This is a genomic window from Kribbella sp. WER1 (genome assembly GCF_054189145.1).
Genome location: NZ_CM135186.1, coordinates 4,843,511 through 4,857,233, shown reverse-complemented (window position 1 = coordinate 4,857,233; position 13,723 = coordinate 4,843,511). Strand labels below are relative to the sequence as shown.

Sequence of the window (13,723 nt, the reverse complement as noted above, 5' to 3'; positions counted from 1 at the left end):
GCCTGTGGAGATCCATCGGGCGGACGAGCGTTTCCGGACGGCGAGCGAGTGGCTGGACTCGCGGCACTCGTTCTCGTTCGGCCCGCACTACGACCCGGCGAACGTCGGGTTCGGCTTCCTGCTCGCGCACAACGACGAGACGGTTGCCCCCGGCACCGGGTTCGGCACGCATCCGCACCAGGACCTGGAGATCGTCACCTGGGTACTGCGGGGCGCGCTGGCGCACCGGGATTCGCAGGGGAACAGCGGCGAGGTACATCCCGGACTCGCCCAGCGGATGACCGCGGGCTCCGGCATCCAGCACTCGGAGTGGAACGACGGCGCCGACCCGGTGCACTACGTCCAGATGTGGGTCCGCCCGGACCGCTTCGACCTGCCACCGTCGTACGCACAGTCCGAGCTCGACCTGTCGACGGGCGAGCTCGTGCCGGTGGCGTCGGGTCTCGCGAAGCACGCGGCGTCGACGGCGATCCGGATCAACCAGCCCGCGGCGGGGATGTCCGTCGCACGGCTGGGCCCGGGCGGCACGGTCGAACTGCCGGCCGCGCCGTACCTGCATCTCTTCGTCGCGACCGGTACGGCGGCCCTCGACGACGCCGCGCTCGGGACCGCGGACGCCGTCCGGCTGACCGACGACGGCGGGCGTCTCACCGCCGGGCCGGGCGGGGCCGAAGTACTGGTCTGGGAGATGTACTAGTCGCGCTGCTCGCTCATTGTCCAGACGTGCCGCAGGGACTGGCCGGCGACGCCTTCCGGGTTCTCGGCGAAGCCCTCGACGAACTGGCTCATGTGCTGCTGCCAGCGCTGGTCGGTGGGGTTGTCGCGGAGGTAGGCGACCGCCGACTCGTAGTCGTCGGACTCGACCAGGTGGAACAGGTCCCGGCCGCTGCGCCAGATCGACCAGTCGCTGATCCCGGCGGCGTGCATCACCGTGATCAGTTCCGGCCAGACACGGGCGTGCTCGGTCTCGTAGGCCTCTTCGGTTCCGGGGATCAGGCGGCTGTGCAGCGCAAGGCGGGTCACAAACGAGCAGAATACGCCGCGCGGGGCGGCCGTGGAACGCGGTTCCAGATTCCGGCAGACCAATTCGCCGATCGTCTTGGTCCCGATTCGCAGCGGCTCTCCGGCCAACTCCGCAGCCGGTGCGGGCGTCGTACTTGGCGAGGTTGAGTAGGTTTTCCGAGGTAGCCACACGCCGAAGGCCGTGTCCTGGTGTCCATCCGTCGTCGTGCGAGAGTTGGGAACGTGAAGCGAACCACTGCGATCGTCTGCCTGAGTAGTCTGCTGATCACCGCTGGTTGTTCGGACAGCAAATCCGGCGGCGGAGGCTCCGGGAACGACGAGCAGAAGGCGTCCGGAGCGGTCATCAAGCAGTTCGCCGACGCCTGGGTCAAGGCGTGGGCGCCGAACGGGAAACCGGATGCTGCGGGCGCGCTCACCGACAACCCGACCGTGTTCGCCAAGCGCCTCGACGACGTCGACAGTGCGCTGGTGGCGAACACCGTGACCGTCACCCCGCAGGACAACCCGAAGTGCTCCGACGGCAGCAACTGCACGCAGAACCTCGCCGTCGAAGCGCAGCTGCGCGGGATCGGCACGATGAAGTGGACCAGTACGGCGACCGCGGTGAAGACCGGTGACACCTGGAAGATCAAGGCGTCCGGCGACACCATCTACCCGGGGCTCGGCGACAACAACTACCTGAAGCGGGTCCGGGCGCTGCCGGCCCGGGCGTCGATCATGGACCGCAACGGCGTCGCGCTGACCGCGAACCGGCAGGTCGTGATCGTCGGCGTCGCCTCCGGTACGACGGCGACCGCGGCGACGTACGCGGCGTTCACGAAGTACCTGCAGGTGGACGGGACGAAGCTGGCCGCGCGGGCGAAGGCGGCCCCGGCCGGGCAGTTCGTGGACGCGATCACGATCCGCGCCGAGGAGTGGACGGCGCTGCGGCCGAAGATGCAGGCGCTGCCCGGCGTACTGACGATGGGCGGGACGCAGTCGCTGCCGCCGACCGCGACGTTCGCGAAGTCGATCATCGGCACGATGAAGACCGCGACCGCGGACACGCTCAAGAACGCCGGCCCGACGGCGTCGGCGCAGGACCAGGTCGGCACGACGGGCCTGCAGTACGCGTTCCAGCAGCAGCTCGCCGGTACGCCGGGCGGGACCGTCACGCTGCGGGACGGCAAGACCAAGATGACGATCAAGACGGTCTTCAGCCAGCAGGGCGCCGCCGGCAAGCCGGTGAAGACGACCCTCGACACGAACATGCAGAAGGCCGCCGAGGCCGCGCTCCTGACCAGCAAGCTGCCGGCCTCGCTGGTCGCGGTGCAGGCGTCGACCGGGCAGATCCTGGCCGCGGCGAACGGTCCGCAGCCGAGCAGCTACAACCGCGCCTTCCAGGGGCGGTACGCGCCGGGTTCGACATTCAAGATCGTCACCTCCGCCGCGCTGCTCGGTGCGGGTGAGACCACCACGACGCCGCTGCCGTGCACGCCGACGATCAACGTGTTCGGCAAGACCTTCAAGAACTACGACGGTCTGACCGCGTACGGCGCCGGCACGATGCAGAAGGCGTTCAACGAGTCCTGCAACACCGCGTTCATCTCGCAGCACGCGAAGCTGCCGAAGGACGCGATGACGAAGACCGCCGCGATGTTCGGCATCGGCCGCGAGCTGAACCTGTCGATCGGCGCGTACGGCGGTCAGGTCCCGGCGCCGAAGGACGACGTCGAGGAGGCCGCGTCGATGATCGGCCAGGGCACGGTCACCGCCAGCCCGCTGGCGATCTCGCTGGTCGCCGCGGCGGTCGACCACGGTACGGCGATGAAGCCGGTGCTGGTGGAGGGCAAGGACGCGGCCGGCCCGGCGGCGTCCCCGCTGCCCGCGGCGACGGTGGCGGCGCTCCGCACGTTCATGCGGACGACGGTCACCGGCGGTACGGCGAGCGTCCTTGCCGGGAGCGGCACGGTCGCGGCCAAGACCGGTACCGCCGAGGTAGTCGTAGGCGGCAAGGTCACCACGAACGCGTGGATGGCCGGTTACCGCGGCGACGTCGCGTTCGCGGTGATCGTCGAAGGCGGCGCGTCCGGCTCGCACACCGCGGGCCCGATCCTCAAGACTTTCCTCTCCAGCTTCAAGTAGTCACCTACGGACGGCGATCACCGTGCCCTGGGCCAGCGCGCACAGGGTCTCGGTGTCGCCGTCCAGCGTGCGCAGCTCGCAGGTGCACGTCGCCTGCCGGCTGGTCGAATGCGCGACCTTGGCGACGGCTCGCAGTACGTCGCCCTGCGCCGGGCGGAGGTAGTTGATCGTGAACCCACCGGTCAGCACGTCCGGACCCAACGCCGTACCGCCCGCGAAGGTCAGCGCGTTGTCGGCCGCGTAGCTCAGCACGCCTCCGTGCAGAAACCCGTTCTGCTGCTGCAGTTCCTCGCGGATGTCGAGCTCGAGCGTCGCCCCGCCGTCGCCGAACGCGGTCACCCGCGCCCCGACCAACACACTGAACGGCTGCGTCGCCAACAGCTTCTGAGCCACCTCGAGCGTCAACTCCATGCCGCTCAGACTATGGTCAGTGGGTGAGTACGCCGACGGTGGAGCTTCGCCCGATGAGCCAGAGCGAGTATCCGGAGTTCAAGGAACAGCTCGCGACCAAGTTCGCGGCGGCGATCGGGCCGGCGCGGGGGTTGACCGCGGAAGAGGCGCTGAAGATCTCGTACGACGAGACCGAGAAGCTGCTGCCGAACGGTCCGGACACCGAGAAGCAACTGCTCTGGACCGCGGTCGCCGACGGCATAGCTGTCGGGACGCTGTGGATCAGCACAAAGGCGCGGATGCCGTTCGTGTACGGCGTCGAGGTGGCGGCCACTCAGCGCGGCAAAGGATACGGCCGGGCGATCATGCTCGCCGCCGAGGAGGAGTGCCGCCGCCGCGGATACTCCGACCTGGAGCTGAACGTCTTCGGCGACAACACGACGGCGATCTCGTTGTACGACTCCCTCGGGTACGTCGTGACCTCGCAACAGATGCGCAAGAGCCTTTAGGCGAACCGCCTGATCAGCTCCGCGAACCGGGTCGGCTGGTCCAGCGGGATCAGCGTGTAGCTGTCGTCGACCAGTTCGAGCTCGGCCCGCGGCAGCAGGTCGGCGAGACGCCGGGCGTGGTCGAGAGGCATCACCCGGTCGTCGGCCGCCCACACCACGAGCGCCGGCCGGTCGAAGCGCGCGAGGTCCGGCGCGGCCTCCTCGAGCACCCGCCGATCCGCGAACACCGCCCGCAGCATCCGTACGGTCTCCGCACGGATCTCGGGCTGCTCGAGCACCGGCCGGATCCACCGAGCGGTCGCCGCGTCCCCGCGCTTCGTCAACGTCCCGAACGCGAGCGGCGATCGCCGGATCGCCTTCACCCGCAGCTGCTGCATGAACGCCCCGAACAGCACGGGCGGCAGCTTCCCGGACAAAGCGAGCGACCGCCCCGTCAGCCCGGGCGGGAGGTTGCCGAACGCCTCACAGGACGCGAGCACCGCCCGACCGACCCGCTTCGGGTGGTCCCGGAGGACGAGCTGAACGACAGCTCCCCCGGTGTCGTTGCCGACGAGTACGACGTCCTCCAGGTCGAGCCGGTCGAGGAACTCCCCGACCAGGCGGGCGATCCCCGGGAGCGAGAGGTCTGCGTTCATCGGCACCCGGTGCGCGCCGAACGGCAGCGTCGGCGCGAGGCAGCGGTGGTCCGCGGACAGGTCCGCGATCACGTCGTCCCACAGCGACGCGTCCATCAGGAGTCCGTGCAGCAGTACGACGGCCGGCCCGGTCCCGCGGTCGACGTACTGGAGGGTGCCGGCGGACAGCTCGAGCTCGTTCATCGGTCTCCTTCGTGGCTAGTATGGAAATCATAATATATGGAACTCATACTTGGGAGTGGATGATGATTCTGGTCACCGGTGGGACGGGGACGGTCGGGCGGCCGCTGGTTGCGGCGCTCGTCGGGCGTGCGGCGGCGGTTCGGGTGGTCGGGCGGTCCGTGACGGATGTGCCGGCCGGGGTCGAGCGGTTCGCGGCGGACCTCGGCGACCCGGACAGCGTGGCGCCCGCGCTGAAGGACGTCGACGTACTGTTCGTGCACCCGCGGGCGGTGGGTGAGCGGGCCGGGGAGTTGGTCGCGCTGGCGGCTGAGCGTGGGGTACGGCGGGTGGTGGTGATGTCGGCGATCAACGTCGACGACGATCCGGCGTTGCAGCCGTCGCGGTGGAACGGGGACCGGAACCGGGAGGTCGAGGCGGCGGTCGTCGCCGGCGGGCTGCCGTGGGTCGCCGTACGGCCGACGTCGTTCGCGGCCAACGCGATCGGGCTGTACGGCGGGCAGGTCCGGGCCGGCGATGTCGTGCGGGCGCCGTACGGCGACTTTGCCGAGGCGTTGATCGACGAGGCGGATCTGTCCGCCGTGCTGGCCGAGGTGCTGGTAGACGACCGGTGGGACGGGGAGCGGCTCGCGATCACGGGGCCGGAGGCGTTGAGTCAGCGGCAACTGGTGGAGGTCCTCGGGACGGCGCTCGGGCGCCCGCTGCGGTTCGAGGAGGTGCCGGCTGCGGCTGCCGTCCGCGGGATGGTTGCGAACGGGCTGCCGGAGGGGTTCGCGAACGCGTTGATGGAGCGGTACGCGCGCGACCTGGGCGCGGACGCGACCGACACCGTGGAGAAGGTGCTGGGGAGGCCGGCACGGACCTTCGCGGACTGGGTCGGGGCTCACCGGCAGGCGTTCCAACGCTGAAACACGCTGGACGACGCTTTCCGGAGCGGATTACCGTGGGGGTGGCAGCCGCACGTCGGAAGGACCCACAGGGAGCGATGTCGACATCTCGCCGAGATAAGGGTTGATTCGAACCCAGCACTCGCGGTCGGACCGGACCGCGTAGCCGGGACGGGCCTTCGTGTCCGCCCGGCTGATCTCGCTCGGCGAAGTGAGCGGCCTGCGCTCTGCGCGTTTACGCGTTGACGCTGCCCGGTCCCGACACTCCTCTCGAAAGCGGTGCATTCCGTGACGCCTGTTATCTCGGCACGCGACCTGACGAAGACCTACACGTTCCATCAACAGCGCGCCGGACTCGGCGGCGCGCTGTTGAGCCTGGTACGACGCAAGTACGAGACCCGGCTCGCCGTCGACAAGATCTCGTTCGCGATCGGCAGCGGCGAGGTCGTCGGACTGCTCGGCCCGAACGGCGCCGGCAAGACGACGACGTTGAAGATGCTGTCCGGTCTGCTCTACACGACCTCCGGCGACCTGGACGTCCTCGGCCACACGCCGTCGGACCGCAAACCGGACTACCTGCGCCGGATCGCGCTGGTGATGGGCCAGAAGACCATGCTGTGGTGGGACGTCCCGGCGATGGAGAGCCTGCTGCTGCACAAGGACATGTACGGCCTGTCCACCGCCGAGTTCGACCGCAACGTCGCCGAACTCGCCGAGCTGCTCGACGTCGAGCACCTGCTGAACGTCCAGGTCCGCAAGACCTCGCTCGGTGAACGCATGAAGCTCGAGCTGATGGCCGCGCTCGTCCACGGCCCGGAGATCCTGTTCCTGGACGAGCCCACGATCGGGCTCGACGTGGTCGCGAAGGCCCGCGTCCGTTCGTTCCTGGCCGATGTCAACCGGCTCCGCGGTACCACGATCCTGATCACCAGCCACGACATGGACGACATCGAGGCGCTCTGTTCGCGGGTGATGATCATCGACCACGGCCGCATGCAGTTCGACGGCGGGCTGGACGACCTGGTCCGTACGGCGCGCCCGCGCAAGCTGGTGCGGGCGACGTACGCGACCCTGGTAGACGCCGGTCGACTCGACGGGGTGACGTCGGTCTCCGGCACCACCGTCGAACTCGAGGCGGACCGGGAGCGCGCCGGTGCGGTGCTGGAGCAGCTGATCAAGCTCGGCCCGCTCGTCGACCTGGATGTCGCGGACGCGGACATCGAGGACATCATGCGCGACCTGTTCCTGCACCGCAGCACGCTCGGCGATGCGTCATGAGTACGGTCACGCGGAACCTCCGCGTCGTCCGGCGGATGACGGCGGCGGAGATCGCGCAGCAGTCCGTGTACCGCGCGGCGTGGGTGATCTTCATGCTCGCGAACATCTGCGTGCCGATCATTTCGCTGCTGATCTGGCGGACCGCGCTGGCGAGCGGCGCGCAACTGCCGGTCGACGAGCGGTACGTGACGACGTACTTCGTGCTGCTCGGCTTCGTCACGATGGCGACCTCGTCGTGGATGGCCGGCTTCCTGGCGCAGGACATCCGGCTCGGGAAGCTGTCCAGCTGGATGATCCGGCCGGCGTCGCTGCTGGTCGGATTCGTCGCGAACAACCTGTCGGAGAAGTTCCTGAAGCTGATCGCGCTGGTGCCGATGATCGGGATCGTGTGGTGGATCTTCCGGGACTCGATGAGCATCCCGGCCGGCCCGGGGCGCTGGGTGCTGTTCGCGGTCAGCATCGTGCTCGGCGCGATGCTGACGTTCACGATCGACATCCTGATCGCGTCGTTGGCGTTCTGGATGGACGACGTCAGCGCGCTGGTGCAGGCCCGTGTGATCGTCTCGAGCGTGCTGTCCGGTGCCGTCGTACCGCTGGTGCTGATGCCGTCCTGGTCGCGCGGATTCGTCGACCACCAGCCGTTCCGGTACACGGTGTCGTTCCCGGTCGAGATCGTCGCGGGGCAGCTGACCGGGCGGGAGTTGCTGGCCGGGTTCGGCTTCCAGCTCGGGTACGTCGTCGTACTCGGCGTCCTGGCCCGTGTCGTGTGGGCGGCCGGTATCCGCGCGTACTCGGCGGTGGGCGCATGAGGATCTGGTTGCACGTGAAGCTGTGGCGGCGGTTCTTCCTGCAGGCCGTCGTCCGGGAGACTCACTACCGGGCGCATTTCCTCACCACGTTGCTGGTCGGGCTGGTGCAGCTCGGGCTGGGGATCGTGCCGACGTTGCTGCTGTTCGGGTTCACGTCGGACGTGCACGGGTGGTCGCGGGCGGAGGTGATCGCGCTGGTCGGCGTGTTCCAGATCGTCACCGGGCTGATCGCCACATTCGTCGCGCCGAACCTGAACCGGATGACGACGTACCTCACCGAGGGCGAGCTGGACGGCGTCCTGCTGCGGCCGGTGTCGAGCCAGTTCTACCTGACGCTGCGGTGGATCAACGTCGCGGAGCTGACGAACGTTGCCAGCGGCATCGTCGTACTCGTGATCGGGCTGGTGCAGGCCGGGATCAGCTTCGGGCCGGGGCAGGTCCTGCAGGCCCTGGTGCTGATGTGCTGCGGGCTGGTGCTGCTGACGTGTGTGTGGTCGGCGCTGGCGTTCCTGGCCTTCTGGCTGCAGTCGGTGAACCCGATCGGGATCGTGTTCCTGAGCCTGGTGGAGGCGGGGCGGTACCCGCTGGTCTTCTTCCCGGTGGCGGTACGGACGTTCCTGACGTTCGCGTTCCCGGTGGCGTTCGCGACGACGTTCCCGGTCCGGGCGCTGGCCGGCGACCTCGGGTGGTCACCGGTGGCGCTCGGGATCGGGCTGTCCGTGGCAGGGCTGCTGCTGGTACGGCTCGTCTGGCGGCGCGGGATACTGACGTACTCCAGTGCGTCCAGCTGATGTGGTTACCTGTGAGGTATGAGCTGGTGGGTCCTGCACGTGGACATGGATCAGTTCATCGCGGCCGTCGAGATCCGGCGCCGGCCTGAACTTCGCGGGCTGCCTGTCGTGGTGGGTGGTCAGGGCGACCCGACCCTGCCACGACAGGTGGTCGCGACCGCGTCGTACGAGGCGCGCGCCTTCGGCGTCCACTCCGGGATGCCGGTGCGGGCGGCGTACAAGAAGTGTCCTGATGCGGTGTTCCTGCCGTCGGATCCGGCGGCGTACGACGCGGCGTCGGCCGAGGTGATGGACACGCTCCGGACGTTCCCGGTCGTGGTCGAGGTGTGGGGCTGGGACGAGTGCTTCGTCGGCGCCGAGACCGACGACCCGGAGAAACTGGCGACCGACCTGCGGGCCGCCGTCGAGGAACGGACCGGACTGACCTGCTGCGTCGGCATCGGCGACAACAAGACCCGCGCCAAACTCGCCACGAACTTCGCGAAGGCCGCCGGCGAACGCACCGGCATCTACCGCCTCACCGCGGCCAATTGGCGGGAGGTGATGGACCACCGCCCGGTCCGCGACCTGTGGGGCATCGGCGCCCGGATGGAACACAACCTCAACGAACTCGGCCTGCACACCGTCGCCGAACTCGCCGCCGCCGACGTCGACACCCTGAAGAAACGCTTCGGCCCCAAAATGGGCACCTGGTACGCCGCCTTGGGCCGCGGCCTCGGCGACACCCAGCTCACCGACGTCCCCCGCGAACCCGTCTCCCGCAGCCACGAGGAAACCTTCCCCACCGACCTCCCCGACCACGACTCGGTCGCCCGCGAACTCCACCGCATCGCCGTCGAGGTCACCCAGGAGGTCGTCGCCGAAGGCCGCACGATCCAACGCGTATGGGTCAAACTCCGCTTCGTGAACTTCTACACCCCGATCAAGAGCCGCAAACTCCCCTCCCCCACCCAGGACCCCGAAGTCATCGCCACCACCGCCCTCACCCTGCTGGAAAAGTTCGACCTCCGCCGCCCGATCCGCCTCCTCGGCGTCCGCGTCGAGTTCGTCCCGCTAGCCTAAGCGCTATATAACTTTATTTGAACAAGGTTATACAGTGGGCGACGTGAACCAACTATCTGTCGGCTGGGAGCGTTGCGAGTGGGACACGGTCGAGCAGCCGATGTCTCGGCGTGAGCGAGCCGAGGCGCAGGGTTCGTACCTCGCGTCGATCCCGCCGGACATCGCCGACTTGCGGTTCGACATCCCGCCCGACGTTGCCGCCGCGGCCGAGGATGCGCTGATCGAGATCTCCCGGTTCGACGCCGAACTGGCCGCATCGCTTCCGGCGGCCGACGGTGAACTCGCGCCGCTGGCCGTCGTCCTGCTGCGTACCGAGTCAGCCTCGTCGTCGCAGATCGAAGGCGTCACAGCAGGAGCCAAGGCGCTGGCGATCGCCACGCTGAACGAATCCGCCGGCCAGAACGCCCGTCTGGTCGCAGCCAACGTCGACGCCATGCAGAAAGCGATCGGTCTCGCCGACGACCTCAGCGTCGATTCGATCCTCGCCGCACACCGCGCCCTGATGCACGATCAGTCCTACGCCCGCCCGGGACTGGTCCGGGAGGGGCAGGTCTGGATCGGCGGTGGGCCGACTCCGCACACCGCGACGTTCGTCCCACCCCGGCAGGAGCGCGTCCCAGCGCTCCTCGAGGACCTCATCGCTTTCTGCCGACGTACGGACATTCCCGTCCTGACACAGCTTTCGATCGCGCACGCCCAGTTCGAGACGATCCACCCGTTCAACGACGGCAACGGACGGACGGGCCGGACTTCGGTGCACGCGATGCTCCGCAGGTCAGGTGTGACTCGACGCCTGACTGTTCCGATCTCGGCAGGCCTACTCACCGACACCCCCGCGTACTTCACAGCGCTCGGCTCCTACCGTGAGGGTGATCCGGCGCCGATCATCACGCAGTTCACCCGTGCGTCGTTCGCCGCGGTAGGCAACGGCCGACGGCTGGTCAGCGACCTCATCGGCATCTACGACGACTGGCAGCAGACCCTGCCCTCGCGGAAAGGTTCGGCGGCTCGCCGCCTGCTGCCACATCTACTCCGCCAGCCGGCACTGACGGTCGCGCACGTCCAGCAGCACCTTGATATCTCGCAGCCGGCCGCACGACGTGCCGTCGATCAGCTCGTCGAGGCCGAGATCCTCAAGCAGGTCTCAACCGGGAAGCGCGACCGCGCATGGATCGCTCGTGAGGTGATCACAACTCTCGACGCGTTCGCCGCTCGCTCGGGCCGTCGCAGCTGACCAGGCTGTTCAGCTCGGCGTCCGCGTCGAGTTCGTCCCGCCGGAGTAACTCTTACAGCTTGTAAGTGTTGGTGGCTGTGGTGGTGAAGACGGATTCGCGGTCGCCGGTGCTGAGGAGTGTGGTGAGGGTGTCGGCGGTTTCGACGACCTGGGCGTAGGAGGCGGCGAGGAGGCAGACGGGCCAGTCGGAGCCGAACATGACGCGGTTCGGGCTGAAGGCGGTCAGGACGACGTCGGCGTACGGCTGGAGGTCTGCCGGCTTCCAGGTGGTCCAGGAGGCTTCGGTGACCATGCCGGAGAGTTTGCAGGTGGTGTTGGGGAGGGCGGCCAGGGCCTGGAGTTGGGTGGCCCAGTCGGTGAGGGGTTCGCCGATCACGGGCTTGGAGATGTGGTCGACGACGAAGGTGAGTTCGGGGAGGTTGCGGGCGGTCTGGACGGCGGCGGGGAGGTGCGGGGACTTGGTGAGCAGGTCGTAGGCGAGGCCGGCCTCGGCGACGGCCTTCAGGCCGCGTTGGACGTCGGGGCGGAGCAGCCAGTCGACGTCCGGTTCGTCGTGGACCTGGTGGCGGATCGCCTTCAGGTACGAGCCGTCCGGGCGGGCCTGCAGCGCCGCCAGCGTGTCGGCGACGTCGGGCGCGGTCAGGTCGACCCAGCCGACCACGCCTGCCACCAGATCGTTGCCGGCGGCAATCTCCAGGAACTCGACGGTCTCCTCGACCAGGCCGACGGTCTGCACCAGCACCGTCCGGGTGACGTCGGCGGCCGCGGCGAGCGGTTCCAGGTCGGCGATCGAGAAGCTCTTCCGGATCGGGTCCATCTCCGGACCGGTCATCCAGGTCTGCTCGCGGACGGTCAGGTCCCAGACGTGATGGTGTGCGTCGACTCTGCTCATACGTCGTACCCTTTCATCCGACCCGGCGGTCGTCGATGGCGTCCTGGTCCCAGTCGATGCCGAGGCCCGGTACGTCGGGGGCGACCGCGTGCCCGTCGACGATCTCCATCTCGGACGACGTGATCGCCCGTAACTGCGGGATGTGTTCGACGTACCGGCCGTTCGGTACCGCGGCGGTGAGGCTGACGTGCAGCTCCATCAGGAAGTGCGGGCAGATCTCGAGGTTGAACGTCTCGGCCAGGTGCGCGACCTTCAGCCACGGGGTGATGCCGCCGATCCGGGCGACGTCGGCCTGGATGATCCCGGCGCCGCCGGCCGCGGCGTACTCGCGGAACTGCGAGACCGAGTACAGCGACTCGCCGACCGCGATCGGGATCGAGGTCCCTGAGGCCAGCCGGACGTGACCGGTGACGTCGTCGGCCGGCAGCGGCTCCTCGAACCACGACAGGTCCACGGCCTCGAACGCCGCCGCTCGTCGGCGCGCTTCCGGGTACGTCATCGACTGGTTCGCGTCGACCATGATGTCCATCGCCGGCCCGACCGCGTCCCGGACCGCTCGGAGCCGTTCGAGGTCCTCGTGCACGCGCGGCTTGCCGACCTTGAGCTTCACGCCCGGCCAGCCGGCCTGCTGCGAGGCGAGCGCGCCGGCGACCAGCTCGTCCGTTGTCAGGTGCAACCATCCGCCTTCGGTGTCGTACAGCGGTACCTGCTGCCGGTACCCACCGGCCAACCGCCACAACGGTTCGCCCGCACGCAGGCAGCGCAGGTCCCACAACGCCGTGTCGACCGACGCCAGCGCGAGGGACGTGATTGCCCCTACAGTCGTGGCATGCGTGGACCAGAAGAGATCGGACCACAACGCCTCGACGTTGCGGGCGTCCGCGCCGACCAGCCGCGGCAGCAGGTGGTCGCGGAGCAGCGCGAGGACGGCGGTGCCGCCGGTGCCGATCGTGTACGAGTACCCGAGGCCGGTCAGTCCGTCGGCCGTGGTCAGCCGGACGAAGACGGTCTCCTGCTTGAGGAACGCCTGGACGGCGTCGGTCCGGACGGTTTCGACCTCGAGGTCGACCAGGAACGCCTCGGCCCGGACGATCGCCGTACTCACATGAGCCTCCAAGATCCTATAGGATATTGCGCAGTCTGATGCTGCCGCCTCACACTGGGTGCGTCAAGACGGACTGCGACGACTCCGGGAGGAGCGACAGGTGACTGATGCGCACGCCGGTCTGGCCGGGCAGCTCACCCGGCTGCCCCAGCGCCAGGTACTGAGCGACGACGTGTACGAGACGGTCAAGGGCCTGATCATGGACAGCGTTGTCGAGCCGGGCACCCGGCTCAACATCGACGCGCTGACCCGCGAGCTGGGCATCTCCCAGACCCCGATCCGCGAATCGCTGGCCCGGCTGGAGTCCGACGGGCTGGTGATCAAAGAGCCGCTGCGCGGGTACCGGGTGTCCTCGCGGCTGACCCGCGACGAGTTCGAGGACCTCTTCGAGTACCGGCTGCACATCGAGCCGTGGGCCGCCGGGCGGGCCGCGGAACGGGTGGGCGACGACGACCTCGCCCGGCTCAAGGCGGAGATGCTCAGCTACACCGACGTACCGGACCGGCCGTCGTACGAGAGCTACCGGGCGATGGCCGCGCACGACCAGCGGTTCCACGACCTGGTGCTGGAGCTGTCCGGCAACGAGACCGCCCGGCTGTCCTTCCAGCGGACGCACTGCCACCTGCACCTGTTCCGGCTGTACTACGGTGGCGGCATCGCGACGAAGGCGTTGCGGGAGCACAAGGCAGTGGTGACCGCGGTCCGCAAGGGCAGCGCGGAGGAGGCGGCCGCGGCGATGCGGTCGCACATCGAGGCCTCCCGCGCCCGGCTGCGGCCCATGTTCGACCAGTCCTAGGGAGACAT

The 13,723-nt window shown here is 68.8% G+C and carries 15 protein-coding genes; 10 read left to right on the top strand and 5 right to left on the bottom strand.

All coding sequences use genetic code 11. From position 1 onward, the window contains the following. Nucleotides 1-4 precede the first annotated feature (4 nt). Complete coding sequence (locus ACXJJ3_RS23560) at nt 5-697, top strand: pirin family protein (protein ID WP_458163999.1); 693 nt, start codon at nt 5-7, stop codon at nt 695-697. Here ACXJJ3_RS23560 and ACXJJ3_RS23555 read toward each other — a convergent pair. Continuing rightward, complete coding sequence (locus ACXJJ3_RS23555; RefSeq protein ID WP_458163998.1) at nt 694-1,023, bottom strand: L-rhamnose mutarotase; 330 nt, start codon at nt 1,021-1,023, stop codon at nt 694-696. The two genes, ACXJJ3_RS23560 and ACXJJ3_RS23555, sit on opposite strands and share 4 nt — an antisense overlap. Before the next feature lie 222 nt (nt 1,024-1,245). Between ACXJJ3_RS23555 and ACXJJ3_RS23550 the strand changes: the two genes are divergently transcribed. Beyond that, entirely contained in the window at nt 1,246-3,147 is a 1,902-nt protein-coding gene (locus tag ACXJJ3_RS23550) for a penicillin-binding transpeptidase domain-containing protein (protein WP_458163997.1), read from the top strand. On the opposite strand, the gene ACXJJ3_RS23545 is transcribed toward ACXJJ3_RS23550, so the two are convergent. After that, nucleotides 3,148-3,558: a PaaI family thioesterase gene (locus ACXJJ3_RS23545; protein WP_458163996.1), complete on the bottom strand. Its 411-nt coding sequence runs from the start codon at nt 3,556-3,558 to the stop codon at nt 3,148-3,150. Nucleotides 3,559-3,581: 23 nt separating this feature from the next. Between ACXJJ3_RS23545 and ACXJJ3_RS23540 the strand changes: the two genes are divergently transcribed. Beyond that, complete coding sequence (locus ACXJJ3_RS23540) at nt 3,582-4,046, top strand: N-acetyltransferase family protein (RefSeq protein WP_458163995.1); 465 nt, start codon at nt 3,582-3,584, stop codon at nt 4,044-4,046. Here the strand turns inward: ACXJJ3_RS23540 and ACXJJ3_RS23535 are convergent. Next, entirely contained in the window at nt 4,043-4,864 is an 822-nt protein-coding gene (locus ACXJJ3_RS23535; protein ID WP_458163994.1) for an alpha/beta fold hydrolase, read from the bottom strand. The two genes, ACXJJ3_RS23540 and ACXJJ3_RS23535, sit on opposite strands and share 4 nt — an antisense overlap. Before the next feature lie 59 nt (nt 4,865-4,923). On the opposite strand from ACXJJ3_RS23535, the gene ACXJJ3_RS23530 reads away from it, so the two are divergent. The 6 genes from ACXJJ3_RS23530 (at nt 4,924) to ACXJJ3_RS23505 (ending at nt 10,922) form a co-directional block, all read left to right on the top strand. After that, nucleotides 4,924-5,769 (top strand): NmrA family NAD(P)-binding protein, encoded by an 846-nt coding sequence (locus ACXJJ3_RS23530; RefSeq protein ID WP_458163993.1) that lies wholly within the window; start codon nt 4,924-4,926, stop codon nt 5,767-5,769. A 267-nt stretch (nt 5,770-6,036) separates the two neighbouring features. After that, nucleotides 6,037-7,026: an ABC transporter ATP-binding protein gene (locus tag ACXJJ3_RS23525; RefSeq protein ID WP_458163992.1), complete on the top strand. Its 990-nt coding sequence runs from the start codon at nt 6,037-6,039 to the stop codon at nt 7,024-7,026. Further along, the gene (locus tag ACXJJ3_RS23520; RefSeq protein WP_458163991.1) at nt 7,023-7,835 is read left to right on the top strand and encodes an ABC transporter permease; all 813 of its coding nucleotides are present in this window, start codon (nt 7,023-7,025) and stop codon (nt 7,833-7,835) included. Before ACXJJ3_RS23525 ends, ACXJJ3_RS23520 begins: the two co-directional genes overlap by 4 nt. Next, nucleotides 7,832-8,626, top strand: a complete 795-nt coding sequence (locus ACXJJ3_RS23515) for an ABC transporter permease (protein ID WP_458163990.1) — start codon at nt 7,832-7,834, stop codon at nt 8,624-8,626. Before ACXJJ3_RS23520 ends, ACXJJ3_RS23515 begins: the two co-directional genes overlap by 4 nt. An 18-nt stretch (nt 8,627-8,644) precedes the next feature. Further along, on the top strand, nt 8,645-9,688 hold the full coding sequence (locus ACXJJ3_RS23510; protein WP_458163989.1) for a DNA polymerase IV: 1,044 nt from the start codon (nt 8,645-8,647) through the stop codon (nt 9,686-9,688). A gap of 43 nt (nt 9,689-9,731) precedes the next feature. Continuing rightward, on the top strand, nt 9,732-10,922 hold the full coding sequence (locus ACXJJ3_RS23505; RefSeq protein ID WP_458163988.1) for a Fic family protein: 1,191 nt from the start codon (nt 9,732-9,734) through the stop codon (nt 10,920-10,922). A 52-nt stretch (nt 10,923-10,974) separates the two neighbouring features. Here the strand turns inward: ACXJJ3_RS23505 and ACXJJ3_RS23500 are convergent, their stop codons facing one another. Both ACXJJ3_RS23500 and ACXJJ3_RS23495 read right to left on the bottom strand, forming a co-directional pair. Then, the gene (locus ACXJJ3_RS23500) at nt 10,975-11,814 is read right to left on the bottom strand and encodes an amidohydrolase family protein (protein ID WP_458163987.1); all 840 of its coding nucleotides are present in this window, start codon (nt 11,812-11,814) and stop codon (nt 10,975-10,977) included. 13 nt (nt 11,815-11,827) lie between these two features. After that, nucleotides 11,828-12,931, bottom strand: coding sequence for a mandelate racemase/muconate lactonizing enzyme family protein (locus tag ACXJJ3_RS23495; RefSeq protein ID WP_458163986.1), 1,104 nt, complete (start codon nt 12,929-12,931; stop codon nt 11,828-11,830). Nucleotides 12,932-13,019: 88 nt separating this feature from the next. Here ACXJJ3_RS23495 and ACXJJ3_RS23490 point away from each other — a divergent pair, with 88 nt between their 5' ends. Then, nucleotides 13,020-13,715 (top strand): GntR family transcriptional regulator, encoded by a 696-nt coding sequence (locus ACXJJ3_RS23490; RefSeq protein ID WP_458163985.1) that lies wholly within the window; start codon nt 13,020-13,022, stop codon nt 13,713-13,715. Nucleotides 13,716-13,723 lie beyond the last annotated feature (8 nt).